Source organism: Armatimonadota bacterium (assembly GCA_031432545.1).
Taxonomy (GTDB): Bacteria; Sysuimicrobiota; Sysuimicrobiia; order Sysuimicrobiales; family Sysuimicrobiaceae; genus Caldifonticola; species Caldifonticola tengchongensis.
The window spans coordinates 184,124-206,711 of sequence record JAVKGX010000001.1; the positions used below are offsets into that span (position 1 = coordinate 184,124).

Sequence of the window (22,588 nt, forward strand, 5' to 3'; positions counted from 1 at the left end):
GAGCGTAGGGCGTCCCACACCGCGGGCCGATCCCACCCTGCTCCGCTACCGTGTGTCCGTGCCCAGCCACAGGATCACCCGGGGCACGCGTCGCAACACAATCTCCACCGCTTCCCCCGTACCCACGCGGTACAACGGCAGGTCGTGCCCGTCCACCCACAGCCGCTGCCGGCCGGTTGGTCCGATGCGCACCGTGAGCCTTGTGTGCACCGCGCCGTCGGACCTCCCGACCAGCTCGTCGCCGCGTCTGTGATACGGGGGAGGTAGCCCCAGGTGCTCCAGGACCGCCTCCTCCGTGCTCGACACCTCCACGAGCCGCAACCCCCCGGCGGCGACCTCGAATCGCTCGGCGGTCGGCGCGCCGTACAGCGAGTAGGTGTACTCGAGTCGGACTTGCGAGCGCGGCCCGACGGGCACCCGCCACAGCAACCGACCCGTGCCGGCGTGGCGCACCTCGACCGCCGCAGCCGGAAGAACAGACGCCGCCGCAGCCGCACCGACGATCGCGGCGGCCAGGACCTTCGCCCTAGAAACCTTCGACGCCGCGCTCCCTGTAGTACCGGATGGCCCCCGGGTGGAAGGGCACCGGGGACCGGCCTGCGATTCCGACCAGTGTGATGTTCGCCGCCTCCTTGTGCACCTGCGCCAAATCCGCGCGACGTTCGAACAGCAGTTTCGTGATCTGGTAGGCGAGTTCCGTATCGAAGTCCTGGTGCACGACCAGCAGGTTCGCCACGCCGATGGTGGGAACGTTGGCCGGTAGGCCCGGGTAGAACTCCTTGAGGACCACCGCGCGGAAGTACAGGTTCCCGTACCGGCGCTGCAGGGCGGGCACCAGGCCGTCCAGGGCGACCATACGGATTCGCACGCCTGGGGTAGCCGCCAGGTCCAGGATCGCCGCGGTCGGCAACCCGCCGCTCCAGAAGAACGCGTCGATCTTCCTGTCCTTGAGGGCGTCCACCGAAGGGGCGACGCCCAGCCGCTCCTTTTGGATGTCCCGGTCGGGGTTCAGTCCAGCGGCCTCGAGGATCCGCAGCGCGGTGATCTCGGTCCCGCTGCCGGGCGCCCCCACCGAGACGCGCTTGCCGCGCAAGTCCGCGATGGTGTTGATGCCGGTGCCGTCCACCGTCACCAGGTGGTTGAAGTTGTTGTACAGCGGAGCCAGCGTCCGGATCGGGACAGGGTTGCCGCGGAATGCCTCCAGCCCCCGGAAGGCGTCGAAGGCGGTGTCGGCGAGCGTGAAGGCTAGGTCCGCGCGCTTGGCCTGGATCAGGCGCATGTTGTCGACCGAAGCCGGCGTGACCTCTGCCGTGGCGGTGACGTTGGGGAGGTGCCGGGAGATCAGGGACGCAAGGCCCCCTCCCAGCGGGAAGTACACGCCGCCGGTGCCTCCGGTGGCAATCGAGAGGCGGATCACCGAAGGTCCGGACGCCACCGGTACGGTCGTCGACAGGATCAGGACTACCGCAGCTGCCAGAACGGCAAGACGACTCGCACGCATGGTTCGACCTCCCACCCTGCTCGTGGTGCGGTGCACTTCTGCACCGTCCCCTGCCCCTCCTGTCGGCCCGCGGGCGCGTCGCCCGGCACCGCCTCAGGCGGCGAGGGCGTGCACGATCTGTTCCTCGCGGCGCTGCAGCTCCCGGGCGGCCTGGTTCAGCGCCGCCGCATACAGCATCAGGACGTAGGCACCAGCCGCCGGCACGGCTGCTGTGCCCCAGGAGGGCGGAGCCCACGCCAGCAGCCCCATGGCCGGCAGCAGCAAGACGGCGCCGGCGGCGGCGGCCGCGAGCTGAATCAGCGCGTATCCGCAGCCCCGCGCGAACGAGTGTTGCTGGAGCCCGCCCTGTCGGGTGACGACGCGCAACGGAAGCCATACGGACAAGAAGTTCCCGACGGCCGCGAGCACGACCGAGCCCAGGCCCATGCGGAGCAACACACCCGGTAGCGCGTACCACTGGCCGGTGAGCGCCGCGAGCGTCGAAAGCAGCGCGGCGTTGAACGGTAAAAGCACGGCGAGGAGGGCCAAGTTCTTGCCCAGGAGGAGGTCCCGCCGCCGACAGGGCGACTGGAAGAGGAACCGGGTGGCCTCGCCGTCGGACCCAAAGAGGTTGCCGAGGATCGGCATCTGCCCGAACAGCAGGATGACGACGGCCGGGACGAGTGCGAACATGAGCAGGCGCGGCGGCGGACGGAAGGCGACGAGGGGGAAGTACACCAGCGCGAGCAGGTACAGCAAGTTCAGCACGCGGGACTTGAAGAAGGGGTCGCGCAGCGCGACCCTGAGCTGCTTGGCGAAGACCGCTCCGATCGGATCCGGCAGCAACGACCCCGCGACCTCCCCACCCCGCCGGGGTTCGCGCAGTGACCGACGCGTCTGCGTCCGCTCCAGTCCCTCGCCCTCGTAGGTTCTGCGAACGGCCCACACGAGCGCCGTCGCTGAAAGCGCAGCCAAAGCCACCAGGCCCACCAACAGCGCACCACTCTCCACCCAGTCCCCTCGGTACGCGGCGTCGACGGCACGGGACGCCAGACCCGGGGGCAGCCACGCCACGACCTGCCAGGTCTGGCTGGTGAGGAACTGTTCGAGGTCGAACCGCACCCCGCGCCGCCCCGCGGCCTGGAAGGCGAGCAGCAGCAGCATCAGCCCCAGCGGCGCCAGGACGACGACCAGGTCCCGTGCCCGTCGGCTCTGCGCCGCTGCGGCGGTGGCGACGGCGATCGCCTGGTTCAAGGCGACGGCGTGCGCGAAGAACAGCCCCACGGACAAACCGGCCGCAGCCTGCACCGCGGGCGGGCCCGGGACGGCGAAGGCCACGGCGGCCAGTGTGGGCAGCGTCAGCAGCACCGGTGGGTCGAGCACCGCGCCGCCCAGCAGGGCCGCGAGCAACGTCGGTCGGGAGATGGGGTAGGCGAGCAGCTGCCGGACGTCGTAGGTGTCTCCGAGCGCGATGCCCACAAGCGGGCTGAGGATCCACATCATGTGCACGCCGAGGAGCACCGCACGGTGGAGGTCTTCGGCGTGCGGGCCCAGCGTGCGGGCCGTCACCCAGAGGGACCAGGCGATCCACAGCGAGCCCGGCACGAAGAATCCTGCGGCGGCCGCCAGGCCCAGACGGGACATCCCCTCGCGTCCTGCGGTGCGCCAGATCAGGCGCCACTTCAGCCACAAGAGCAGCCGCAGCTGATCGCGCGCGGCAGGTGGGGCCGTCAGGTCAGCCACGCCAGCGCCTGCGGGTCGGTGTCGGCCCCGACCAGCGTCAAGAAGACATCCTCCAGCGTCCCCTCGCCGCCCGACGCCCGTTCGCGCAGTTCGGGGATCGTACCCTCGGCGACGATGCGACCGCGGTGGATGATCGCGATGCGGTCGCACAGCCTCTCCACGACCTCCATCACGTGGGAGGAAAAGAAGATCGTGGTGCCGCGCCGTGTGAGTTGCTGCAGCAAGCCCCGAATCGCACGCACCGAAATCGGGTCGATGCCGTTGAACGGCTCATCCAAAAACAGCACGCGAGGGCCGTGGATCAGCGCCGCCGCCAGGGCCACCTTCTTCTTCATGCCCATGGAGTAGTCGGCGATCAGCCGGCCCCGGACTTCCTGCAGGTCTAGCAGGGTGAGGAGGTCGTCGGCCCGCCGGGCGGCCTCATCCGGCCGCAGACCGTACATGCGGCCGGCAAAGACCAGCAGTTCGCCACCGGTCAGGCGTTCGTAGAGGCTGACCTCCTCGGGCAGCAGCCCGATGCGGCGCTTGACCTCCAGCGGCTCGGCCTGCGCGTCGTATCCAAGGACGCGCACGGTGCCCGCCGTCGGCCGCAGCATCCCGGACAGCATCCGGATCGTGGTCGTCTTGCCGGCGCCGTTGGGACCCAGAAAGCCGAAGAACTCACCGGGCCGCACCCGCAGGTCGATCCCGTCCACGGCGCGCATGCCGTCGAATGCCTTCACCAGCCGTTCGGTCTCGACGGCGTACGGTCCGGTCTCCACGGTCCCTCCGGGCGGCGTCAGGATGGGCCGTCCCCTTCGACACTATCCGGGTTCCGACGGGTTCGATCAAGCCTCGCCGACGCGTCCGCCGTTGTCGGACGCCCGCCTTTCGCGCTAGCCTTGGGTCTGGGTCCCATGTACGTCGTCCTCGCAGGCGCCGGACTCGTCGGCTCCCAGATCGCCAAGGCGCTGGAAAGCCAGCACGACGTCGTCGTCATCGACCTCCGCCCGGAGGTCCGGGATCGACTCGCCACGCTCGACGTGCGCGTCCTGGTCGGTCAAGCCACCGACCCCGAGGTGCTCACCGAGGCGAAGGTGGACCGGGCGGACGCCTTCATCGCGTGCACCGACCGCGACGAGGTGAACCTGATCGTCTCGATGCTCGCCAAGGGGCTGGGCGCCCGGCAGGTCCTATGCTTTGTCGGCCGCGCGTCCTACGCAGAGATCCTCACCGACCCGCGCGCCGCCGAGGTGCTGGGACACCGCATCGACAAGGTGATCTGGGCGCAGCGGTCGGTGGCCGAGGAGATCATCGAGATCGTCCAGGTGCCGGGTGCGCTCGACATGGAGACGCTGGCCGGCGGCCGTCTGCGGTTCGTGGAGTACCGGATTGCCGCGGGCGGCGTCTTCGCGCAGCAGCCGCTGGCGGGTCAACAGTGGCCGGAAGGGGTGCACCTGGCGGGGATCTTGCGCGGACGCACCTTCCTGGCCCGAGAGGACGAGGGTCTGGCGCAGATCGTGCTGGAACCGGGCGATCGGTTGCTGTTCGCAACGACCCCGTTGGGCTTCACCGCACTGCAGGCCTGCTTCGCCCCCCGGGGCCGCGTCCGCCGGATCATGGTCGTCGGCGGCGGCAGCGTCGGCTACATGGTCGCCCGCGAACTCGTCAAGCACAAGCTGGAGATCACCATCGTCGAGCGCGACGCGCGCAGGTGTGAGTTCCTCTCCGAGCACTTGAGCAGTGCCTGGGTCCTGCACGGGGACGGTACCGACCTGGACCTGCTCACCGAGGAGGGTCTGTCTCGCTCCGACGTGCTCGTGGCGGTCACCGACAACGACGAGAAGAACCTGCTGGTGTCGTTGCTGGCCAAGCAGATGGGCGTGCCGAAGGTGATCACGCGGGTGGGCCGCCCGGAGCATCAGCAGCTGTTCGAGCAGGTGGGTATCGACGTCCCGGTGACGCCGACGGTGTCCGCGGTGCGCCAGGTCGTCGACTGGCTGGCGCCGGAGGTGGGCCACGTGCCCGTGCTGGAAGAGACGCTGGATCTGATCGAGGTGGAATTGCCGAAACGGTACCGCAGGATGCCGCTGTCCGGACTGAATCTGCCCCGGGGTGCGACCGTCGTGGCCGTGCTCAACGGCCAGCGGGCTTCCCTCCCCGGACCGTCGACCACCGTCGAGGGCGGAGACCACCTCCTCATCCTGGCTCCCCGCGAGATCGAGAATGAGGTCCTCAGGCGCCTCGCCTGACCCCTCCTATCCGGCCGTCGCCGCCTACATCATCGGGACCGTCTGTCTGGGTCTGGGGGTCCTGCTCGCGCTGTTTTGGGGTGCTGCGCTGCTGCTCGAAGAACCGCCGTCGGGATTCGGTGTCGGAGCGCTTACGGGGATCGGCGCAGGAGGGTTGCTGCGCGCCGTCGGCCAGGGTCACACCGAACCGCGTCGGAGCGAGACATTTTTCACCGTCGCGACGTTGTGGCTCATCGCGCCAGCGCTCGGTGCGGTGCCGTACTGGCTGTCGGGCGGGCTGACGTACCTGGACGCGCTGTTCGAGTCGGTGTCGGGGTTCACCACCACGGGTGCGACGGTGCTCACTGACTTCGACCGCTTCGGTCCGGTCCTGTTCCTGTGGCGGGCCGCCACCCAGTGGATGGGCGGTCTGGGGATCGTGATCCTGTTCGTCGCCGTCCTGCCGCAGTTGGCCGTGGCAGGCCGCCAGTTGTTCTTCGCGGAGAGCACGGGCGTCCACAAGGAGAAGCTGACGCCGCGCCTGCAGGACACAGCGCGTTCGGTCTTCCGCGTGTATCTCCTGCTGACGACGGCCTGCGTCGTGGCCTACTGGCTCGCCGGGCTGTCCCCGTACGACGCGGTGGCCCACGCGCTCACGACCCTGCCGGCGGGTGGGTTCAGTCCACGTGCGGAGGGGATGGCGGCCTACCCGGCCGCGGTGCAGTGGGTGGCCGTCGTGTTCATGTTTCTGGCCGGGCTGAGCCTGGTGTTGCAGTACCGATTGATCTTCGTGCGAGAGCCGCGTCCTCTGTTCGCCGATCCGGAGGTGCGCGCGTACGCCGCGATCGTACTCGTGGCCGGTGCAGGCCTCGCGCTCCATCTCGCCGCGGGCGGCGCCCACCGCGGAGCGGACGCGGTCCGCCACGCCTTCTTCCAGGTCGTGAGCATCCTGACCACGACCGGATACCACTCGGTCGACTTCACCCGGTGGCCCCCGCCCGCCCAGGCCGTGCTGGTGGGGTTGATGTTCATCGGCGGCAGCGCTGGATCGGCGGCCGGCGGCATCAAGGTCGTGCGCTGGCTGGTGATCGCCGCGCTGGTGCGACGCGAGCTGCACCGCACGCTGCACCCACAGGCCGTCATGCCGCTGCGTTTGGGGGCCCGCGCCGTGGGCGACGAAGTGCTGCGGGGAGTCGCGGCATTCGTGACACTCTACGTCGTCCTCTTCGCGGCCGGCGCGCTGCTGTTGGGGGTGTTGGAAGGCGACTTCGTTGTTGCGTTCACCGCGCCCGCGGCGACGATCGGGAACATCGGCCCAGGGCTGGGCGGCGTCGGGCCTGCTGCATCCTACGCGCAGCTGCAGCCGGCGTCGAAGGCCTTTTTGATCTTCGGGATGTGGGCCGGCCGCATCGAGGTGATCCCGGTCTTCTTGCTGTTCAGCCCGGAACTGTGGCGGAGGCTGCGGCCCTGATCCATCGTGCGGGCCCGCGCCGCGAACCTGGCCGGGCTCGGGAGCCAGGACGTCTCCCTCGTGCGCTGAGGCACAGCGGCCCTAGGCGACCGGGTGCAGCTTCGTGTACGCGAGCTTGCCGCCGGCCAGGATGTAGGCGCGCTCCCGCTCGTTGAGGTTGACCCGCACCGGGATCTGCGTGCCCTTCGTACGGTTGTGGAGGACAAGGCGCTGGTCCCCGCGTTCGATCGCCGCGCGGATGCCGGGCAGTTCGATCTCGTCGCCCTGCTCGAGGTGGGCCCAGTCCGCGGGATCCTCGAACACCATCGGCACGATTCCCCAGTTGATGAGGTTGGCGTGGTGGATGCGCGCGAACCCCTTGCTCACGACGCCGCGCACGCCCAGGTACATCGGGGCGATGGCCGCGTGTTCGCGGCTGGATCCCTGTCCGTAGTTCTCGCCGCCGACGATGATGCCCCCGCCCCACTCCCTGGCGCGCGCGGCGAACTCCGGGTCGATGCGCGCGAAGACGAACTCGCTGAGTTTGGGGATGTTGGACCGGTACGCGAGGTACTCGGAGCCCGCTGGGCTGATGTGGTCCGTGGAGATGTCGTCGCCGACCCGGATCAGCACCCGCCCTCGCAGGTCGCCCTCCAGCGGCGCCTTCACCGGGGCCGGCACGATGTTGGCGCCGCGCTGGACCCGAAACGCCTCGGCCTCCGGCTCGGTCAGCGGCGGCACGAGTCCCGGGTTGTCCTGGCTGATCCTCTCCGGAAGCTCCGCCGGGGGCGCGGGGATGTCCAGATCGCGGGGGTCAGTGAGCACGCCGGTGATCGCCGTTGCCGCCGCGACCTCCGGGCTCGTCAGGTAGACATCGTCCTCCTTGAGGCCCGACCGCCCCTTGAAGTTGCGGTTGATCGCGCGCACGCTGCGTGTGCCGGGGGCCGGCACGTGCCCGATGCCGATGCACGCCCCGCATGTCGCCTCGCTGACGTTCACGCCGGCGGCGATGAGGTCGGCCAGCAGTCCCTCTCTGGCGAGCAGTTCCAGGGCCGCACGGCTGCTCGCATGCACGAAGAACGTCACGTCCGGGTGGACGTGCTTGCCCCTGAGGACCTTCGCGACGGCCTGCAGGTCGGTGTACGAGCCGTTGGTGCACGACCCCACCATGACCTGGTGGACTTTGACGCCGGCTGCCTCGCGCACCGGCCTAACGTTGTCAGGGTTGCTGGGCAGGGCGACCAGGGGTTCGATGGCGCTCAGGTCTACCTCCACGACGTCGTCGTACTCGACGTCGGGGTCTGGCAGCACTTCCCGCCAGTCGTCCAGCCGTCCCAGGCGGCGGTAGTAGTCCCGGGTGACCTCGTCGCTGGGGAAGATCGAGGTGGTCACCCCGATCTCGGTGCCCATGTTGGTGATCGTCACGCGCTGCTGCGCGTTGAGAGTCCGGATCCCTGGACCGAAGAATTCCAACAGCTTGCCGGCATTGCCGCGTACCGTGAAGCGCCGCAGCAGATCGAGGATTACGTCCTTCGCCGTCGCCCAAGGCTGCAGTGCACCGACCAATCGCACGCCGACTACGTAGGGCATGTCGACGTAGTACGGGCCGCCGGCCATCGCCACGGCCACGTCCATACCGCCGGCGCCGATCGCCAGCATCCCGACGCCGCCGCAGTGCGGAGTGTGGCTGTCGGCGCCCAGCGCGGTCTCACCGGGGATCGCAAAGTGCTCCAGGTGGATCTGGTGTCCGATGCCGGTGCCCGGCTTGGCGTACCAGGCACCGTACTTGCGGCAGGCGCTGGCCAGGTAGAGGTGGTCCTCCATGTTCTCGGGCTTGACCTGCAGCACGTTGTGGTCGGCGTAGGCCACCGCGACCTTGCAGCGCACGCGTGGCAATCCCATCGCCTCGAAGTGCATCATCGCCTGCGTGCCGGTGAGGTCCTGGATCAGCACCTGGTCGATCCGCAGCCCGATCTCTTCGCCCGGGACCATCCGGCCCTCGACGAGGTGGGAGGCGATGATCTTCTGCGCCATTGTACCCTTGGCCATGTGGAGAGTCCTCCTGTCGCGTGGGGTTGCCATACTAAGGATAGCGCTGTCGGCGAGACACTGGAAAAATGGGGGTCGTGGTGAAAGTCGTCTGTCCGCGGTGCGATACCCGTCTGCTGTTGCTGGTCTTCAGGGACGTCGAGGTGGACGTCTGTGAGCGGTGCGGCGGGGCGTGGATGGACACCGCGGAACTGCAGGCGCTGCTTTCCCGCGCAACGATGCCGGACGCCGATCCGCTCATGCGATCGCTGTCGGCGACCGCGCACAGGCCAGACGGGGCCGTCCTGTGCCCGCGGTGCGATGCGGGGATGGTGGAGGTCTGCGCCGGCGACCTAAGGATCGATCGGTGCCCGGAAGGCCACGGCGTGTGGCTGGATGGCGGCGAGCTGGATCACCTGTTGCGGCAACCCGTGGGCGCGGCATCGGTCCTCGCCGAGGTCCTGGGCCGGCACGGTGCTCAGGGCTAGCGATGTGGGAGCAGATCCGCTCCAACCGCTGGCGCTCCAACGTCCTGGTGGCCGCGATGGCCGCTGTGCTCGCCTCGCTGGGATATGTGGCAGGCGAGTGGGCTCTGGGCGGGGGCGGGGGCCCGGTCGGCCTGCTGTTCGGTCTGGCCGTGCTGGGCGTGCAGCTGGCGGTGTACGCCACGGCTGGTGAGGCCATCGTCCTGCGCAGCGCCGGCGCCCGACCCCTGGCGCGCGAAGACAGCCCGCGGCTGTGGAACGTGGTTGAGGAGATGGCGATCGCCGCCGGGCTGCCGCGCCCTCCGCGCGTCTACCTGATCGACGACCCCGCGCCCAACGCGTTCGCCGTCGGGCGGCGACCGGAAGAGGCGGCGATCGCGGTCACGACCGGGCTGATGATCCGACTCAACCGCGACGAACTGCAGGGAGTGGTCGGTCATGAGGTCGCGCACATCGGCAACCGCGACGTGCAGTTCATGACCCTGGCGGCGGTGCTGCTCGGGTCGGTCGTGATCCTGTCGGACGTGCTGTGGCGCTCGATGCGCTACGGTGGGCGCAGCTGGCGGCGGAGCCGTTCCCGCGATGGAACAGGGCACGCGATCGTGGCGGTGGCCGCGCTGGTGCTGGCGGTTCTGGCGCCCCTGCTCGTCCGCATCCTGTACTTCGCGACCTCCCGGCGGCGTGAATATCTCGCCGACGCGAGCGCCGCGCAGTTTACCCGCTACCCCGAGGGGTTGGCATCGGCGCTGGAGAAGATCGCCCAGGCGCCTGCGCGCCCGGTTGCGGCCAACGCGGTCACCGCATCCATGTTCATCGTCAACCCGCTGCAGGCGGGTGACCGGGGGCTGTTCGCCACGCACCCGCCCACCAGCGAGCGCATCCGCATCCTGCGGGGCATGGCGGGCGCCGGCCTGGCGGACTACGAGGCCGCCTACCGCAGGCTTCGCGGAGGGCGCGTCATCGGCCCCAGATCGCTCGCGTCGGCCGGCGCGCTACGCATTCGCCCTCCGTCGGAGGAGGGGCCGGTCGCCACCAGGGCCCAGGTGCGGGAGATCGTACACCGCCTGGGAGACTACCGAACGATCCGATGTCCGTGCGGGGCCACGGTGTCGGTGCCGCAGCCGTACGAGCGCGAGGAGGTCCGGTGCATCCGTTGTGGGGCGGTCCACAGGGTGGTGCGAGGCTAGCGGCGACCGCCGACTATAATGTTCCCGTGCGCGGCCAGCGGCTTCCCGGCCAGGACCTCGTGGACGCGGGGCTCGCCGACCTGGAGCGCGGCGTCGAGTCGGTGCCCGCGCTGCTGGTCTCCATCGGTGCCCCTCGGCTGCGGCGCATCGGCTTTTCGATCCCCACGACCATCCCCTCGCCGGAGCGCCGGCTGTACGAACGGCTGGCGGCCGAGGATCCCGATTCGGCGCACTCGCGCTACAACGCCCTACTACGCCGTCTCGTCAGCTTCGAGCGGGCCGCGGAGTGCGCCAGGTAGCCGACGCCGCGCGCATCCGTGCGTTCATGCGCGCATTGGGCCGCGCATCCGATGAGGAGGCGCGCGTGTACTTCACCGGCGGTGCCACCGCGGTGCTGATCGGCTGGCGCGCGTCCACGATCGATGTGGACATCCGGATCGTGCCGGAGGTCGACTCGGTGTTTCGGGCCATCCCCAAGATCAAGGAAGAACTGCGCATCAACGTCGAGCTCGCCTCGCCCGAGGACTTCATCCCCGTGCGGCCGGGGTGGGAGGACCGCAGCCCGTTCGCTGCGCGGGAGGGTCGCCTGTGGTTTCACCACTTCGATCCGTACGCACAGGCGTTGGCGAAGATCGAACGGGGGCACGCTCAGGACGTCGAGGATGTCCGCGCGATGATCCGCCTCGGGCTAGTGGACCCGGCTGGCCTGCGGGCCTACTTTGCAGAAATCCAGCCCCGCCTCTATCGGTACCCAGCCGTGGACGCCACGAGCTTTGGGCGGGCCGTCGACGACTTCCTCGCAGAGCTGTGACGGCCGCGTAGGTCTCTCGCCCGGTTGACGTTGCGCCGGCACGGAGCGATGCTGGCACCATGACAGCGGGCAGGCGGCGCCGATTGACAAACCGGCGGGTGCCTGCCGTCGGGCGTTGATCCATGCGGCTGCCCTACCGGGAGTGGGACGAGGACTTCGAGGTGTTCGGCGTCGTCTACCGGTTTGCCTTCCGGGGCCCGGTCGAGGACCCGCCGCGCTGGGAAGTCCGGGTGTTCGACGCGGCGGGCGAGGCCGCGGTGCCCGGGGTTGTGCGGGGGAAGACCGAGGACGACGCTCGATGGCGCGCCGAAGAAGCGATCCAGACATGGGCTGCGGTGCGCCGCCTGCACGCGGTCGCCTCACGCGTCGCGGATCGGATCGCCCCGGGCTCAGAGGTGTTGCTGAGCGAGCGGGCGACCGAGATGGAGGTGGAGCTGATCGGCGGCTGGGCGCTGGGGGCACCGTTGCTTCTCGATCGGGACGACGTGCTCGATCCCGATCGAACCGAGGAAGAGTGGGAGGCGTGGATCGAGGCACACCTCCTGGAGCACGCGGTGCAGACGAGCGGGTAGACGACGGGGAGACCGTGACCCGGCGCGAGAAGACGAAGCTCCCGCGGCGCGTCGCGCTGTTCGACGGCGTCGGCGCGCGTGCCCTGGGCCGGATCGCCGACTCACTGCCGGACGACCTGCGCCAGGTGTTCTTGGACAGCCCGCGGGCCGCGATCCTCCGCGGGTGAGCCGACGAGCGTCGCCTTCGGGCTCGGTGCGCGGGAGGCGTCGGCCGACGACCGGGATTGGAGGTGCTCGTCGTGGTCGCACCGCAAGCCGTTCGCCGTCACCTGCTGTGGTTGTTGCGCGGAGGCGACGCCCACGCCAGCTTCGACCGCGCAGTACGGGGCCTGCCGGTGCGTCTGCACGGGGTACGCCCCGCCGGCCTGCCGTACTCACCGTGGGGACTGATCGAGCACATGCGCACCGCGCAGTGGGACATCCTTGAGTTCACCCGCAACCCCGATCACCGGTCCCCTCCGTGGCCGGCCGGCTACTGGCCGAGTGAACCCGCCCCCGCGGACGTCGACGCATGGCGTCGGAGCGTGGCTGCGTTCCGCGCCGATCTTCGGGCGATGCAGCACTTGGTCGCCGATCCCGCCACCGATCTGTTCGCGCCGATCCCCCACGGCCAAGGGCAGACGGTTCTGCGCGAGGCGCTCTTGGTCGCCAACCACAACGCCTACCACGTCGGGCAGCTGATCGTCGTCCGCCGCTTGCTGGGCGCGTGGGCGGACTGAGCGCCCGGCTGCTGCGGCGCCGAGGGAATCGGATGGCAGGCGGTCGGGGCGCCACCTCGAGTTCACCGTCGGCGTCGTTCAGATGAGCCCGGCGAGGGCGCTGGGCAGCTGCGCCTGGTGATCGAGGGTGCGGCAGTCGAACAAGGGGTGCACGGACAGGACGTGCTCCGTGACGTTTCCCGCGCGGTGCAGGTAGACGACGGGACGGTGTTGGCCGTGCGCGTCGGTCTCCTGGACGATCGCGACTGCGTCGGGCCCCGGCGCGTCGACGAAGTGCTGCAGAGGCACGATCCCCTCGTCGCAGATCCCGTGCGGGCCGAACGAGACCGCCCGGGCGAGGTAGCCCCTCTGGCCCCACAGTTCGGCGGCCTCGGTGACCTCGAGGAGCAGGTAGAGCACCACTTCCTCGGCCCTCAGCGAGCGCCGTGCGGGCTCGATCCCAAAGTGCGTGCGCACGATGTGCTCGGCCATCGGCGAGGGGGCAAAGTCCAAGGAGGAATACGACGCCACCACCCGAATTGCCCGTTGCCGGGCCGTTGCCCGGCCAGGGGCGGGCAGGGGGAACGGTCGTCTGCCCAAGGAAGTCATTGACAGCGAGGCGGCCTACGCTGGTTGACTGGCCGGTACGCTGGCGGAGCCAGCGCTGATCGCGAAGATGGAGAACGCGGGCTTCGTGCGCGTGGAGGCGGTCGGTAACCGCGTGACGCTGGACAAGACCCGGCTCCGCCTGTACCCGCTGTTCACGGAGGAGTTCTTGGACTGGCTGTTCGACCAGTTCGGCTGTGCGTCACCCATCTACACGGTCCACCTGCGCGGGATCCGTCCGGTGCAAGGGGGGTAGGACCGCTGGGGCGATCACAACGGAGTGCGAGCACGCGCGGCGCCGGGCTGCCTGCTACCCGCCGCTGCGCTGTCCCTGTGTGCGGTGGCGTTCGAAGTACCGGATGAACCCCGCGACGTTCATTTGGTAGTTGGCCGCTATCTCGTGCCGTTCGGCGGCATCGGACCCGCACGCCGCCTCCACCTGCGGTTGCATGTGCGCCCGCATGCGCGCGACCAAGGACTCGAGGCTTTCCCCCGCTTCCCACCCCGGATACAGGACCTCCGAGAACTCGCGCAACCGACGGCGCATCTGTGAGAGCACTTCGCGCGGGTCTTCACGCACCCCGAAGTGCGTGAGGCACAGCCGGCGCGCGCGCAACTCCTCAAGCCGGTCCAGCGTTCGCGTCCACGCCTCCAGGTCCAGTTCGGGCGGTGGTGTGGGCGGCCGGACGTAGTCGCATCCGGGCAACGCCACGCCGGCTGCATCTCCCGTATACGCCGCGCCCGATGTCTCCTCCCAGTACACGTGGTGGTGGTTGGCGTGCCCGGGGGTGTCCACGGCCCGCAGGGTCCGACCGGCGACCGTGAGCGTAGCCCCGTCGCCGACTGAGACGACGCGGTCGGCCGGAACCGGCGCCACCTCCCCCCACAGCGCGTCCATGTCGTCTCCGTAGATCCGCCGCGCGCTGCGCAAAAGGCGGGAGGGATCTACAAGATGGGGTGCGCCAACGGGGTGGACGAAGACTTTCAGGTTGGGGTTGCGCCGCACAAGCACACCGGCCGCCCCCGCGTGATCGAGGTGGATGTGGGTGACCACCAACGCGCCGAGGTCACCGATTCCCAACCCAACTTCCGCCAAGGCCGCACCCAGCGCATCCAGGCAGGATGCGGGGCCGGTCTCGATCAGCGCGGGCGGATCGCCCAACAGGAGGTAGCAGCCGATGACCTGGGCGCGCCCCAGGAAGAACAGATCGATGAGCACCGTCCGGTCGTCGATCCGATAGCTACGCTGCACGGCCCTCCCTCGGATTTGCCGGCCATTCGGACGGCTCTCACAGGTCGGTCACCACGGCCCGAAGACCACTTCGCTGCGCGCGGCGTCCGGCACCCGCCGCGCCGTGCCGCCCGACAGCGGCGGAAGCGCGTCGAGCGGGAAGAACGCGGCCTGGGCGACCTCCGGGTTGCGCCAGGCGGGTTCCTGGGCCACAGCCACCGCGCGGAACAAGAACAGGTGGTCGTGCTTGTACTCCCGCGCGGCGTAGTAGACGCCGATGAGTCCCGTGGGCCGGATGCGCACACCGCACTCCTCCCACACCTCCCGGATTGCGGCTTCGATCGTCGACTCCCGCCGCTTCACGTGACCGCCGGGCAGGTGCCACCGCTCCGGCTCCGGGCCGTAGGTGTGGCGGACGAGCAACAGGTGGCCGTCCCGCTCGACCCACACCTTCACGCTGATCGCAACAGGCTGTACCACCCACCAGTAGAGCCCGGCCAGCGCGCGGACCGCTCGCATGAGCAGGGTGGTGACAGCGTGGCGCACCGGGCCGCGTTCCCCCCTGGATGCCGGCCCGGATCGAGTCGGTTGCGGTGGAGTCATCCTGGCCGCAGTCTATCGTCCGCGGGCGGGCAACGCCAACGGTCAGTCGGCGACCCGTTCGGGACCGCGGTTCATCCGCTGCCGGATGAACGTCCGGATGGCGTTCTCGCCACTGCCGATGCCGCTGCGCCTCACGCTATCGACCCGAGACCTCGACGCTGGCGATGACGTCGTCGCACTCGCGCTGGCCGTCACGCCACCGTTCGATCGGCTTCGCGCACACGACGTGCAGCGCCCGCTCGCGGCCCACGATCAGCACGCCGACCGAAGCCCACTGGCCGATCGCCGACGTTCCGGTTCCTTCGAACCGGTAGCGGGCCTCGCCGCCGGATACGGCTTCACGCTGGAACTTGGCGACGCCGTGGAACGGCAGCTCCGAGAAGGCGATCCCGCGCATCCGATCCTCGTCCGCGCTCCGCACGCCGCGGACCATACGGATGCTGACGAACTCGGAGTACCGGAGGGGATCGGGCTGGGCTCCGCTGCCCTGCGGGGGGACGATCTGTACCCAGTCGGCGTCCGGAGCCGTGAGGACCGTCCAGCCGCGGGGATGACGCAGCGCGACGCCGATGGATTCGTTCCGGTACTCCACCAGCGGCACCGGTCCGCGGTCGCAGGCGGCGATCAGCAGGCAAACGATCAGCGCCAACGATCCGCCCGCAAGACGCCGGCCGGAACGGGCCACCGGCCCCTGATCACGGACCCATGCGAGGCTCACTTTGTCAGATAATACGGTACATCGGCCAAGACCTTGTAGCGGCGCCCTCTGCGCTGGCCGAACAGCAGCGCGAACTTCAGCATCATGGCCGTCTGGTTGTGCAGCAAGTTGTGCCACCACTTGCGGGGTACGAACTCCGGCAACACGATGGTGACCGCCGTGTCGGGTCCCGCTTCACGGTGGATCTGGTCTAGGTACAGGAGGATCGGCCCGACGACTGAACGGTAGGGTGAGGGCAGCACGACCAGCGGTACGTCGGTCACCCACCGTTCCCACTTCTGTTCGATCTCCTCGCGCTTGGCTGCGTCGGTTTCCACGTACACGGCGGTCACATCGTCGCTGATGGCCTTCGCGTAGCGGAGCGCCTCCAGGACGCCGCGGTGCACGTTGTTGATGGGGACGATGACCTTGTGGGCTCGGAACGGCCTGGGGAGTCGGGCATGCTCCAGCGACAGCTGGCGTCGGACGTCGTCGTAGTGATGGTGGACAGCACGCATCATCAGCACGAACAGCGGGATCACGACGACGGTGATCCACGCGCCCTCGGTGAACTTGGCGATGGCGACGACGATGGTCACGGCGCCGGTGACGAAGGCGCCGAATGCGCTGATCGGCATCTTGAACCGCCACCCCGGCGGCCGCTGCGTCAGCCACAGGCGCACCATCCCGGCCTGCGACAGCGTGAACGAGACGAACACGCCGACCATGTACAGGGGGATCAGCTGGTGCGTGTCGGCGTGGAAGACGACCAACAGCACGACCGCGCCCAGGCCCAGCAATAGGATGCCGTTGGCGAAGACCAGGCGGTCGCCCAGGTTGCTCAGCTGGCGCGGCAGGAAGCGATCTCGGGCGAGGATCGAGGCCAGGCGCGGGAATCCGGCGTATGCGGTGTTGGCGGCCAGCACTAGGATCATCGCCGTGGCGGCCTGGACGGCGTAGTAGAGCCATCCCGTACCGAAGACGTGGCGGGCGATCTGGGAGACGACGGTCTCGGTCTCCCTAGGCAACACGCCGAGGTGGCTGGCGAGGAAGCTCACGCCGAAGAACAGGGAGCCCAGTAGCGCCACCATGACGACGAGCACCCGGCTGGCGTTGCGGGCTTCGGGCGGGTAGAACTCGGGCACGCCGTTGCTGACGGCCTCGATGCCCGTCAGCGCTGTGGAGCCGGAGGCGAACGCCCGCAGCACCAGCAGCAGCGAGAGCGCCTGAACGGGGCCGACTTCCTCCGACGGCCCCGGGGCTGGCGTCAGCTCGCCCCGCAGCGCGGCCACTACCCCGACGACGACCGTGCCGCCGAACGTTAACAGGTACAGGTAGGTCGGGATCGAAAAGATGGTCCCCGACTCCCTAACGCCGCGGAGGTTGATGATCGTGATGACTGCGACGAGGACCGCGGCCAGGTCCAGCCGCAGCGGGAACAGCGCGGGCAAGGCGGACGTGATCGCGGCCGTGGCCGCGGACACGCTCACGGCTACGGTGAGCACGTAGTCGGTGAGCAGCGCGGCGGCGGCGACCAGGGCTGGCGCGACCCCGAGGTTCTCGCGGGCGACGACGTACGCGCCACCGCCCGAGGGATAGGCGTGGATCGTCTGATAGTAGGAGACGGCGACGACGACCAGCAGCACCACGATCGCCAGGGACACCGGCACGGTGAGGGCGAGCCCGGCCGCCCCCATCAGCACGAGTACGCGCAGGATCTCCTCGGTGGCGTACGCGCTGCTGGACATCGGGTCGGCCCCGAAGACCGCGACGCCCTTGATCTTGGTCAGCCGCTCGTGGATCAGCCGTTGGGTTTCCAGCGGGTTGCCGACGAGGACGCGCCACAGGCGAGAGGCAAGGAACCGGCGGGCTCTGAGCACAATAGCCTTTATACTCCTGCGTGCTGTGCCGTGCAAGGCGGTCGTGGGGCGTTCAAGGGGTGCGCGGCGTCCGCCGCAGGCGAGCGATCTCCGCAGGCGTGAGGGGGCGGGCCGCGCCGGGGGGCAGACCGGTCAGGCGCACCGGGCCGTAGGCCACGCGGATGAGCCGGGCGACCGGATGGCCGACGGCTTCCAGGACCCGACGGACCTCGCGGTGACGGCCCTCGCGCAGGGTGACCCGCAGCCAGGTGTGGTTGCCGGCCGGCCGCTCGATGGCCGCCTCGATCGGCCCGGTGTGCCCGTCGGGGAGGGAGACCCCGCGCCGGAGTCGGTCGAGCGTCGCCCGCGACGGCATTCCGCGCACCCGGGCCCTGTAGGTGCGCGGGACGCCGTATCGGGGGTGCATCAGGCGGTGGGCGAGTTCGCCGTCGTTGGTGAACAGCAGCAGCCCCTCGGAGTTCAAATCCAGCCTGCCGACGCTGAACAGGCGGGTGCGGGAAGGCACGAGGTCGCGCGCCTTCGGCCGCCCGGCGGGGTCGTGCAGGGTACTGACGTAGCCGGCCGGCTTGTGCAGCGCCCAGTACTCCAACCGCCTGGGTGGCGGCAGCGGCCTGCCGTCCACGCGCACCTCATCGTTGGCGGTGACGGTCTGCCCCAGCATCGCGGTGCGCCCGTTGACCGAAACCCGCCCGGCGCGGATCAACGCCTCGGCCGCGCGCCGAGAGGCGAGGCCCGACGCCGCGATCACTTTGTGCAATCTCTCGCCGCGGTTGCGCATCGCCGTCCGGATCCTATCGTAGGATGGATCCGATGACACCCGAGATCACGACCCTGCTGGTCCTCCTCGCGATCGCCCTGGTCCTGTTCTCCCTTGAGTGGGTCTCCGTCGACGTCACCGCGCTGGGGTTGCTGCTGGCACTCGTCCTTACCGGTCTCGTGCCGGCGGAAGGGGCGTTTGCGGGATTCGGCAGCGACACCGTGATGACGATCCTGGGGCTGCTGGTGCTGACCGCCGCGTTGCTGCGCACCGGCGTCGTCGAGATGGTCGGCCGCGCCATCCTCCGGCGCGCCGGGGACGACGGCACCCGGCTGCTGATCCTCATCATGGTACCGGCGGCGGCGCTGTCGGCGTTCATCAACAACACCGCGGCGACGGCGTTCTTCCTGCCGGTCGTGGTCGGCCTGGCCTCGCGGGCCCGGATGAGCCCGTCCCGGCTGCTGATGCCGCTGGCCTTTGCAACCATCCTCGCCAGCTCGGTCACACTGGTCGCCACCTCCACCAACCTCGTGGTCAGCGGTCTGCTGACACAGTACCGGATGCCGCCGATCGGCGTGTTCGAACTGACGCCCGTGGGCCTACCGATCGCGATCGCGGGGATCGCGTACATGCTGGTCGTGGGCCGCCGCCTGATCCCCGAACGCGTCGCCGGCCGGTCGCTGACGGAGGATTTCGGACTGGGCGCCTACCTCAGCGAGGCGATCGTGCTGGCCGACTCGCCGCTGGTCGGGCGGACCCTCGCGGAGTCCGGACTGGGGCAGCGGCTCGATCTGCAGGTGGTCGGGTTGGTGCGCGACAAGAACCGCTACCAGACCCCGCGCGCGGACACCCGCCTGCAACCGGGCGACGTGCTGCTGGTGGAGGGGGCGCGCGACGAGATCCTCAAGATCAAGGACACCACCGGTATCGAGATCAAGGCCGACGTGAAGCTGTCCGATCCGGACCTCGCACTCGGGGACGTGGCGCTGGTGGAGGCGCTTGTCGTCCCGCGTTCGCGGTTGATCGGCCGGACGCTGAAGGGCATCGGGTTTCGGGAGCGGTACGGCTTGCAGGTGCTGGCGATCAACCGGTATGGCTCTACGATCCGCCGCAAGATCAGTCAGCTCCGGCTCCAGATGGGCGATGCGTTGTTGCTGCAGGGGCCGCGTGACCGCATCGCCGCCCTCGCCAACGCCGACGCCGTGCGGGTGCTGGGCGCCGTCGGAGACGACAGGCCGAACGTCGGCCGGGCGCCGATGGCGGTCTTCGCCTTCGCGGCGGCCCTGGTGGCCGGCGCGGCGGGGGTCGTGGCGCTGCCCGCCGCTGTCCTGGCCGCAGCGGTGGTCGTCTTCGCGACGCGCTGCATCACTCCGGAGGAAGCCTACCGTGAGGTCGACTGGAAGGTGCTGATCCTGATTGGCAGCATGCTCGCCCTGGGCACGGCAATGGAGCAGACGGGCACCGCGAGGTACCTGGCGGGCCTCGTCGTCGAGGCGGCCGGCGATGCCAGCCCGCTGTGGCTTCTCAGCGGCTTCTTCGTGCTCACCGTGGTGCTCACCCAGCCGATGTCCAACCAGGCCGCAGCCGTCGTCGTCCTGCCGGTGGCCATTCAGACAGCGCTGCAGCTCGACCTCAACCCCCGCACGTTCGCTGTGGCGGTGGCGGTGGCCGCGAGCTGTTCGTACCTGACGCCGTTGGAGCCCGCATGCCTGATGGTGTACGGCCCGGGCCGATATCGATTCGTAGACTTCCTCAGGGTCGGTGGCCCGCTCACCCTCCTGGTCTACGCGATCGCGATCTTGCTGGTGCCGTTGATGTGGCCTTTCCGCTAGTGTTGGGTACGGGGAGGTGCGCGCACGGGTGAGTGAAAATCGTTGGGCAGCGATCTCGACCGAAGGAGCCGGACGTCGTCACGTGGTCCTGTACGACGCCGACTGCGGTTTTTGCCGGTGGGCGGTGGCGAAGATCCTGGCATGGGACCGCGCGGGCGCGTTGCGATCGGTGGCGCTCCAAGACCCCGAGGCGGAGCGGCTGCTGGCCGGCGTGGACGGTGGGCAGCGCATGGCTTCCTGGCATCTGGTGACGCCCGCAGGCCGTGTCCACTCGGGGGGTGCCGCCCTCGCGCCGCTTCTGCGCCTGCTGCCCGGCGGATGCCCCCTGGCCGCCGTCGCGGCCGCCCTCCCGGGCCTCGCGGAGGCGGTGTACCGGTGGGTGGCCCGCAACCGGGGGCGGCTGGGACGGATGCTGCGCGTCGACACCTGCGCCCGGGACCGGCGACGATGAGAGCGGGGGGTTGACGATGAAGGTCCTGGTGACCGGGGCGGCCGGATTCGTCGGCAACAACACGGTCCGGCGGTTGGTGGAACTCGGCAAGCCGGTGCGTGCGATGGTCCGCGACCCGGACAGGGCCGGTGCGCGCCTGGGCGACCTCGCCGGCAGGATCGAGATCGTCCGTGCAGACGTGACCGATCGCGACGCGCTTGCCCCTCTGATGGAGGGCGTAGATGCCGTCGTCCACCTGGTGGCCATCGCGCTCGAAAGAGGCGACCGGACGTACGAAGCGGTCAACCACCAGGGCACGGTGAACGTCGTGGACGCGGCACAGCGGGCCGGCGTGGGCCGGTTTGTCTTCATGAGCCAGAATGGCGCCGACAGCGCTTCGCCCTACGCATTCTTGCGCAGCAAAGGACGGGCGCAGGACTACGTGGCGCTGCGCGCCTCAGGCTGGACGACGCTGCGCCCGTCCGCGATCTTCGGGCCCCAGGACGAGTTCTTCAACGCGATCGCCAGGCTGGTCCGTCTGACGCCGGTCGTCTTCCCGCTGATCGGCGGCGGCCGTGCGGAGTTCCAACCGGTGTCGGTGTACGACGTCGTCGAGGCCATCGTGCGGTCGCTGCAGGACGACACGACCATCGGCAGGGCGCTCGATTTGGGCGGGCCGGAGGTGCTGACCCTGGGCGAGATCGAGCGGCGTATCCTGAGGGCGCTGGGGGTGCGCCGGTGGCTGTTCCCCGCACCGGTCTGGCTGCTGCGCCCACCGGTCTTCCTCATGGAGAAGGTGCTGCCGGGCACGCCGGTGTCGAGGAGCCTGCTCGACCTGCTGGCCGTGCCCAACACGACACCCAACAATGCGCTGATCGAACACTTCGGGATCGAGCCGCGCCCGTTCTCCGGCGAGCACATCGCCTACCTGCGCGCAAACGCGGCTCGCAGCGCGCTGCGACGCTTGTTCACCGGCGAGAAGGTGAACTGAGCCGTCAGCCGTCCTCGCGCAGATCGACGACGCGCGCGCCGGTGGCACGCACAAGGTCTTCAGGTGCGACGGCGAACATGGCGTCCGGGGCACCGGCGCCGGCGTAGACGACCTCGTGGCGGAGCAGATCCTGGTCGATGTAGGTCGGCAGCGGCGTTGTGTGTCCCACCGGTGGGATGGCCCCTACCGGAAAGCCCGTCGTGCGTTCCACCGTCTGGGCGTCGGCGGTCCGCACCTGCCCGGCGCCGGCGACCGCGGCGAGCTTGGCCCGTGAGACGCGGTTGGCGCCCGAGGCCAGCACGAGAACCGGTCGACCGTCTGCCAGGAACACCAGCGTCTTGGTGATGCGCTCTGGGGAGGTCCCGATCGCGTCAGCGGCTTCCTGGACCGTTCGCGTGCCGCCCAAAAAGCGCAGGACCTCGATCCGGACACCCCGCCGGGCCATCTCCTCCGCCACGCGCCGCGTGGCCGTGTCGTGGTCGTACATCCCACCCAACACCTCCCGCGACCGCTGCACGTCCTCGGCGATCTGTGCGCTCAGCGCCTGAGGCGTCTCGAACCAGCGCACGGGCCGCAGGTACCGCACCACTTCGACCTCCACGCGATTGGGGGTCGCTTCCAGAGCCGTGTCGAGCAGGTGTACTTCCAAAGACGGCTCGTCTTCGCCGAATGCCGGTACGGGCCCGTAGTGGAGCGCCGCCTCATAGGTGCGCCCCTCGATTTGCACCCGTGCGGCGTAGATCCCGGGCTCGATGGTGAGGTCTGCGGGGATGTGCAGGTTGAGGGTCGGAAAGCCCAGGTCCCTCCCGCGCCCCTTGCCGCGGACCGGAATCGTGGCGAATCGCGCGACCGGCCGGTGGTCTTCGCGTTCGGTGCCCATCGAACCTCGTGTCCCCC

Annotated in this window: 25 protein-coding genes; 13 read left to right on the forward strand and 12 right to left on the reverse strand. The window is 69.6% G+C overall.

Annotated elements, in window-relative coordinates:
• Positions 1-45: 45 nt before the first annotated feature.
• The 4 genes from QN163_00970 to QN163_00985 form a co-directional block, all read right to left on the reverse strand.
• A complete protein-coding gene (locus QN163_00970) occupies positions 46-453 on the reverse strand; it encodes a hypothetical protein (GenBank protein MDR5682586.1) in 408 nt (135 codons plus the stop codon).
• 73 nt (positions 454-526) lie between these two features.
• A complete protein-coding gene (locus QN163_00975; GenBank protein MDR5682587.1) occupies positions 527-1,501 on the reverse strand; it encodes a TAXI family TRAP transporter solute-binding subunit in 975 nt (324 codons plus the stop codon).
• Positions 1,502-1,594: 93 nt separating this feature from the next.
• Positions 1,595-3,223, reverse strand: coding sequence for a hypothetical protein (locus tag QN163_00980; protein MDR5682588.1), 1,629 nt, complete (start codon positions 3,221-3,223; stop codon positions 1,595-1,597).
• Complete coding sequence (locus QN163_00985; protein ID MDR5682589.1) at positions 3,211-3,984, reverse strand: ABC transporter ATP-binding protein; 774 nt, start codon at positions 3,982-3,984, stop codon at positions 3,211-3,213. Before QN163_00985 ends, QN163_00980 begins: the two co-directional genes overlap by 13 nt.
• 135 nt (positions 3,985-4,119) lie before the next feature.
• Here QN163_00985 and trkA point away from each other — a divergent pair, with 135 nt between their 5' ends.
• Together trkA and QN163_00995 are read left to right on the forward strand one after the other, a co-directional pair.
• Positions 4,120-5,454, forward strand: coding sequence for a Trk system potassium transporter TrkA (gene trkA, locus QN163_00990; GenBank protein ID MDR5682590.1), 1,335 nt, complete (start codon positions 4,120-4,122; stop codon positions 5,452-5,454).
• Positions 5,429-6,904, forward strand: coding sequence for a TrkH family potassium uptake protein (locus tag QN163_00995; protein ID MDR5682591.1), 1,476 nt, complete (start codon positions 5,429-5,431; stop codon positions 6,902-6,904). The genes trkA and QN163_00995 overlap by 26 nt, the downstream gene beginning before the upstream one ends.
• A gap of 81 nt (positions 6,905-6,985) precedes the next feature.
• Here QN163_00995 and QN163_01000 read toward each other — a convergent pair whose 3' ends face one another.
• On the reverse strand, positions 6,986-8,932 hold the full coding sequence (locus QN163_01000; GenBank protein MDR5682592.1) for an aconitate hydratase: 1,947 nt from the start codon (positions 8,930-8,932) through the stop codon (positions 6,986-6,988).
• 80 nt (positions 8,933-9,012) lie between these two features.
• Between QN163_01000 and QN163_01005 the strand changes: the two genes are divergently transcribed.
• The 7 genes from QN163_01005 (at position 9,013) to QN163_01035 (ending at position 12,685) form a co-directional block, all read left to right on the forward strand.
• Positions 9,013-9,399, forward strand: coding sequence for a zf-TFIIB domain-containing protein (locus QN163_01005; GenBank protein MDR5682593.1), 387 nt, complete (start codon positions 9,013-9,015; stop codon positions 9,397-9,399).
• 2 nt (positions 9,400-9,401) lie between these two features.
• Entirely contained in the window at positions 9,402-10,583 is a 1,182-nt protein-coding gene (locus QN163_01010) for a M48 family metallopeptidase (protein MDR5682594.1), read from the forward strand.
• A 26-nt stretch (positions 10,584-10,609) separates the two neighbouring features.
• Positions 10,610-10,882: a hypothetical protein gene (locus QN163_01015; GenBank protein ID MDR5682595.1), complete on the forward strand. Its 273-nt coding sequence runs from the start codon at positions 10,610-10,612 to the stop codon at positions 10,880-10,882.
• The gene (locus QN163_01020) at positions 10,870-11,394 is read left to right on the forward strand and encodes a DUF6036 family nucleotidyltransferase (protein MDR5682596.1); all 525 of its coding nucleotides are present in this window, start codon (positions 10,870-10,872) and stop codon (positions 11,392-11,394) included. The genes QN163_01015 and QN163_01020 overlap by 13 nt, the downstream gene beginning before the upstream one ends.
• Before the next feature lie 122 nt (positions 11,395-11,516).
• Positions 11,517-11,966: a hypothetical protein gene (locus tag QN163_01025; GenBank protein ID MDR5682597.1), complete on the forward strand. Its 450-nt coding sequence runs from the start codon at positions 11,517-11,519 to the stop codon at positions 11,964-11,966.
• Positions 11,967-11,980: 14 nt separating this feature from the next.
• Positions 11,981-12,133: a hypothetical protein gene (locus tag QN163_01030; protein ID MDR5682598.1), complete on the forward strand. Its 153-nt coding sequence runs from the start codon at positions 11,981-11,983 to the stop codon at positions 12,131-12,133.
• 72 nt (positions 12,134-12,205) lie between these two features.
• Positions 12,206-12,685: a DinB family protein gene (locus QN163_01035; protein MDR5682599.1), complete on the forward strand. Its 480-nt coding sequence runs from the start codon at positions 12,206-12,208 to the stop codon at positions 12,683-12,685.
• A gap of 78 nt (positions 12,686-12,763) precedes the next feature.
• On the opposite strand, the gene QN163_01040 is transcribed toward QN163_01035, so the two are convergent.
• The gene (locus QN163_01040; GenBank protein ID MDR5682600.1) at positions 12,764-13,156 is read right to left on the reverse strand and encodes a hypothetical protein; all 393 of its coding nucleotides are present in this window, start codon (positions 13,154-13,156) and stop codon (positions 12,764-12,766) included.
• A gap of 184 nt (positions 13,157-13,340) precedes the next feature.
• Here QN163_01040 and QN163_01045 point away from each other — a divergent pair, with 184 nt between their 5' ends.
• Positions 13,341-13,526 carry a hypothetical protein gene (locus QN163_01045; GenBank protein ID MDR5682601.1) on the forward strand — a complete coding sequence of 62 codons (186 nt, stop codon included), beginning with the start codon at positions 13,341-13,343 and terminating at the stop codon, positions 13,524-13,526.
• 54 nt (positions 13,527-13,580) lie between these two features.
• Here QN163_01045 and QN163_01050 read toward each other — a convergent pair whose 3' ends face one another.
• From QN163_01050 to QN163_01070, 5 genes are all read right to left on the reverse strand, one after another.
• Positions 13,581-14,522 carry an MBL fold metallo-hydrolase gene (locus tag QN163_01050; GenBank protein ID MDR5682602.1) on the reverse strand — a complete coding sequence of 314 codons (942 nt, stop codon included), beginning with the start codon at positions 14,520-14,522 and terminating at the stop codon, positions 13,581-13,583.
• 48 nt (positions 14,523-14,570) lie between these two features.
• On the reverse strand, positions 14,571-15,047 hold the full coding sequence (locus tag QN163_01055; GenBank protein MDR5682603.1) for an NUDIX domain-containing protein: 477 nt from the start codon (positions 15,045-15,047) through the stop codon (positions 14,571-14,573).
• A 193-nt stretch (positions 15,048-15,240) separates the two neighbouring features.
• Positions 15,241-15,753, reverse strand: a complete 513-nt coding sequence (locus QN163_01060) for a hypothetical protein (protein ID MDR5682604.1) — start codon at positions 15,751-15,753, stop codon at positions 15,241-15,243.
• A 65-nt stretch (positions 15,754-15,818) separates the two neighbouring features.
• Positions 15,819-17,681: an APC family permease gene (locus tag QN163_01065; protein MDR5682605.1), complete on the reverse strand. Its 1,863-nt coding sequence runs from the start codon at positions 17,679-17,681 to the stop codon at positions 15,819-15,821.
• Positions 17,682-17,733: 52 nt separating this feature from the next.
• The gene (locus tag QN163_01070) at positions 17,734-18,459 is read right to left on the reverse strand and encodes a pseudouridine synthase (GenBank protein MDR5682606.1); all 726 of its coding nucleotides are present in this window, start codon (positions 18,457-18,459) and stop codon (positions 17,734-17,736) included.
• A 23-nt stretch (positions 18,460-18,482) separates the two neighbouring features.
• Between QN163_01070 and QN163_01075 the strand changes: the two genes are divergently transcribed.
• The 3 genes from QN163_01075 to QN163_01085 are packed head-to-tail and all read left to right on the forward strand — an operon-like array spanning position 18,483 to position 21,691.
• Positions 18,483-20,270, forward strand: coding sequence for an SLC13 family permease (locus tag QN163_01075; protein MDR5682607.1), 1,788 nt, complete (start codon positions 18,483-18,485; stop codon positions 20,268-20,270).
• Positions 20,271-20,298: 28 nt separating this feature from the next.
• Positions 20,299-20,721: a DCC1-like thiol-disulfide oxidoreductase family protein gene (locus tag QN163_01080; protein ID MDR5682608.1), complete on the forward strand. Its 423-nt coding sequence runs from the start codon at positions 20,299-20,301 to the stop codon at positions 20,719-20,721.
• A 16-nt stretch (positions 20,722-20,737) separates the two neighbouring features.
• Complete coding sequence (locus QN163_01085; GenBank protein ID MDR5682609.1) at positions 20,738-21,691, forward strand: complex I NDUFA9 subunit family protein; 954 nt, start codon at positions 20,738-20,740, stop codon at positions 21,689-21,691.
• A gap of 4 nt (positions 21,692-21,695) precedes the next feature.
• Here the strand turns inward: QN163_01085 and QN163_01090 are convergent, their stop codons facing one another.
• Positions 21,696-22,571, reverse strand: a complete 876-nt coding sequence (locus QN163_01090; GenBank protein ID MDR5682610.1) for a YbaK/EbsC family protein — start codon at positions 22,569-22,571, stop codon at positions 21,696-21,698.
• Positions 22,572-22,588 lie beyond the last annotated feature (17 nt).